The sequence below is a fragment of the Bradyrhizobium sp. P2_E8 genome, from assembly GCF_056403875.1.
In genome coordinates, this window is the sequence record NZ_JBFUES010000786.1 from 1 (window position 1) to 3,610 (window position 3,610).

4 protein-coding genes are annotated in these 3,610 nt (G+C 58.9%); 3 read left to right on the forward strand and 1 reads right to left on the reverse strand.

The window, feature by feature from the left end; genetic code table 11:
* On the forward strand, positions 1–1,077 hold a 1,077-nt coding region (locus AC1D00_RS31765), incomplete at its 5' end, for an acyltransferase family protein (RefSeq protein WP_477013385.1).
* Between the two features lie 40 nt (positions 1,078–1,117).
* Here the strand turns inward: AC1D00_RS31765 and AC1D00_RS31770 are convergent.
* Entirely contained in the window at positions 1,118–2,335 is a 1,218-nt protein-coding gene (locus AC1D00_RS31770) for an acyltransferase family protein (protein ID WP_477013386.1), read from the reverse strand.
* Positions 2,336–2,428: 93 nt separating this feature from the next.
* Here AC1D00_RS31770 and AC1D00_RS31775 point away from each other — a divergent pair, with 93 nt between their 5' ends.
* Positions 2,429–3,181, forward strand: coding sequence for an SGNH/GDSL hydrolase family protein (locus AC1D00_RS31775; protein WP_477013387.1), 753 nt, complete (start codon positions 2,429–2,431; stop codon positions 3,179–3,181).
* Between the two features lie 24 nt (positions 3,182–3,205).
* Positions 3,206–3,610 (forward strand): glycosyltransferase family 2 protein (locus tag AC1D00_RS31780; RefSeq protein WP_477013388.1); only part of this gene is annotated, 405 nt, incomplete at its 3' end.

Genomic DNA, 3,610 nt, shown 5'->3' on the forward strand with positions numbered 1-3,610 from the left:
GCACGGACACCCAGCAACGGCATATTGCCAGGCATTCAGTATCTGCGTGGTTTCGCCGCGATACTGGTCGTCATCTGGCACGCCGACTGGCTGGTCAGCCTGCCGCCTTCCTATGGCACCAGCCCGTTCCAGCTTGCCGAATCCGGCCTGTTCGGCGTCGCCATTTTCTTCGTGATCAGCGGTTTCATCATCACGATCATCTCGCTCGGCTCCAGCCAGACCTCCCTCGGCGAATTCGTCACGCGACGTTTCGTACGCATCGTTCCCTTCATGTGGGTCTGCGTCATCGGCTACAATCTGCTCTCGATCGCCGGAACAGGAAAATTCGACACCGCTCCCGCCCTGAGAGCAATGGTGCTCTGGCCGATCGGAGAATTGCGGCCGCATATTGTCTGGACGCTCAGGCACGAGCTGATCTTCTACATCCTGTTTGCGCTCACGATGCTGCGCGCCCGGCCGCTGCCGATCCTGCTTGCGATCTGGTTTGCATGTCCGCTGCTCTGGTATGCCGCCGCGCAATTCTGGCCCGATCTGATGCAACCCCAGAGTGCTGCATCCGATCTCGCCATGACCGTCCTGTACGGAAATATCATGATGCCGAACCTGCAGTTCGGCGCCGGCTTCCTCTTCGGCATCCTCTGGTTGCGGKGGAGTCCGTTGATGCGCCCTCGCAACTCGTCGGCCTTTCTGGTCACGATCGGGATGACAATTCTCGCCACCGCGATCGTCGGGCTCACCCTGTCGGAGGATAACGGCCTGCGCGCGATCTGGTGGACGCTGTTCGCCGCGATCGTCGTCTGGTCGGGCATCGTCTCGTTCGACAAAGGCGGACCGCTGCACGCGCTCGGCATGCTGCTCGGGAACGCGTCCTATTCAATCTATCTGACGCACAATGCGGTGTTGCTGGTGCTGATTCAGATCTCCGCGCGCACGCACAATGTCCTGCCCGCAAAACTGTTCCTGGTGTCGTCGGTGCTTCTGTGCATCGCGGCAGGCGTCATCATTCACTGGTACGTCGAACAGCCCCTGATCGCCTATTGCCGAAAGTTCGGACGGAAGCAGTCCGCGATCGCATAGGCCGCGGACTGCAAGATCTCCGCTGTATCAGCCGGTTTGCCTAAACCGGCTTCTGCCACAATTTTCGCAGGCGCAGCGTGGGCTTTTCGATGAAGTTCCACGACATCATGGCGAAGCTCAGCGTCAGCACCAGAACGATCGGGAAGATGACCGGAAACGACAGATGCGATCGTCCGAAGTAGGTCATGAACAGATAGATCGTGGCCTGCGAAAGCGGGAATCCGTAGAGATAGATGCCGTAGGACAGGTCCTGGGTGAACAGGCGATCGAACCTCGGGAACTTCATCATCCCGACATAGACGGTGCAATAGGTCAGGAAGATTCCGGCGAGCGGCAACAGGATGTTGAACCACATCATGACCGCGTAACAGCCCGCCGCCACGACAAAGAAGACCCAGTTCAACGAGATGTAGTTGGCATTCAGCCGGAACAACATGCCGAAGAAGAACATCATGACGATGTACCAGCCGGCAAACCGCGTCGAATCCTGGCGCACGTTGTAGGTGTGCGGGTCGATGAGTGCAGCGATGACCTCGGCCACCAGGACCGCAATGATCGCGAGCGAAATCCACCTGGATTTGTTGAACTCATACGAGATCGCCCGGGTCAGAAGCAGCACGAACGCGAAGACGTAGCACCACAGCTCCCACGGCAGGGTCCACAAGTTCGCATTGACCATCTCCGGCCACGGATTGGTCACGAACAGGCCCGGCAGTTCGAACGTGACGTGGCCGACGATGTTTCCGAAGTAGCGGTAGAATTGATAGCTGCCGAAATACTCGCTCAGCGGCAGCTGGGTCAGCAGTGGCCCGAGGAGAAGCGCGCACAGCGTGACTTCCACCGAAAGCGCCGGAACAATTCGCAGGATGCGATTGGCGACGAAGGATTTGATCTCGGAATTTCTCATCGCGCTGCCGGTGACGAGGAACCCGCTCAGCGCGAAGAACATACCGACCAATGCGAACAGGCCCGGCCGCAAGACCTCCTGAATGATTTCRCCGGCGTGAAGACTCCCGAATGCAAGACCCGAAAGTCCCGCCGCCTTGTCATAGGCGACCGCGGTCGGATTCTTCAGGACGAACACCGCCATTCCCGGCTCGTCCAGTTTCTTCACAAACGGCGCGCCATTAAAAAGTCCAGCAACGGCCACACGACAGTGATGCGCCAGAATGACGAGCGACAGGACGTGTCGCATCATGTTGAAGCCAGGACCAATGCCTTTGTTCTTGGTCAGAATGCTCTCAGCAGTGTCCATCATTCTTCGGTCTCACAACAAAGTCGCTACCCAATCTCGCAGGTGCGGTATATAAATCTTTATCAAGCTAAATCATGGCCTGAAAAGGAGGCAGGCATGATGATGGTCGCAGCACTGAGTGATTTTCTTCGTGAGCTGGAACTCAACCTCCGCGGCTGGCGCGATTTGTGCTTGGGTTTTGGATTCGTCCTGCTCTGCAGTCTCGTCACGATGTCAGGCATCAGGGCTGAGGAACGCAAGGAGATCCGGGTGCCGCGTGGAGGCGTGATAGCAGCCGAGGGTGACAGTTTGACCTACGGCATGGACGTCTCGCCCGCCGGCAAGCCCACGCAGATCAATCGCGCGTCCTTCACGCGCAGCACGAATCCTTATCCGGAAACATTGGCGACGGACCTGGCCGGCTGTGCGCAGGTCGTCAATCGTGGCTTTCCGGGCGATCGTTCTGTCGATGGGCTGGTGCGGTGGCAGACTGTGCCCCCCGTCAATGTTGCGCTGCTGATGTATGGCTCAAACGATGCGACCAACTACGGACATTCCGCCACAGGGGTCGTATCGCTCGATGTGTTCCATTCGGTGATGCGACTTATCGCGACGCGCAGGATGGCGCAAGGGGCTACGGTCGTCCTGCTGTTGCCACCGCCGATCGGGGATCCGCGCGCCGAAGCCATGATCGCCCCCTATCGACGCGACGTGCAGGCGCTTGGAAAGGAAATGGGCCTTTCCGTGTTTGATCCCAAGGAGGCCTTGAGCGGGGTCGAGCCGGTCTTCACGGAAGACCGAGTGCACCTGTCTCCAGCCGCCAACATCGCCATCGCGAAGGGCCTCGCCAGCCTCGTGCGCTGCAATTGATCTCCGGACGCCACACAACCGAGCATGACGAAGATAAGTGTCAYCATTCCGACCTATAACAGGGCGTCACTTCTTGCGAGGACGATCGCTTCGGTGGAACGGCAGAGCCTTCCTCCGCTCGAGATCCTGCTGATCGACGATTGCTCGACGGACGACACGCCGCAGAAGATCGAAACGATCTCCTCGACGGTTCCCATCGTTTACAAGCGCCTTGAGAAGAACGGCGGCGGCGCCGTGGCCCGCAACGCAGGTATTCGCCTGGCGAAGGGGGATTATGTCGCGTTCCTCGATTCCGACGACGAGTGGGACATCGATCACCTGAAGACCCTTGCGTCATACGCATCGCAGCAGAAGCGTGATTTCGTGGTGGCGAGTTCGGCGCTCGTCAGCGAGAAAGGCATCGTTCTGCCCAAAAGCGCCTTCGTGCAG

Bases quoted from the DNA above. Each gene is read 5' to 3' on its own strand.
- AC1D00_RS31775 (WP_477013387.1), top strand. From the start codon at position 2,429: ATGATGATGGTCGCAGCACTGAGTGATTTTCTTCGTGAGCTGGAACTC.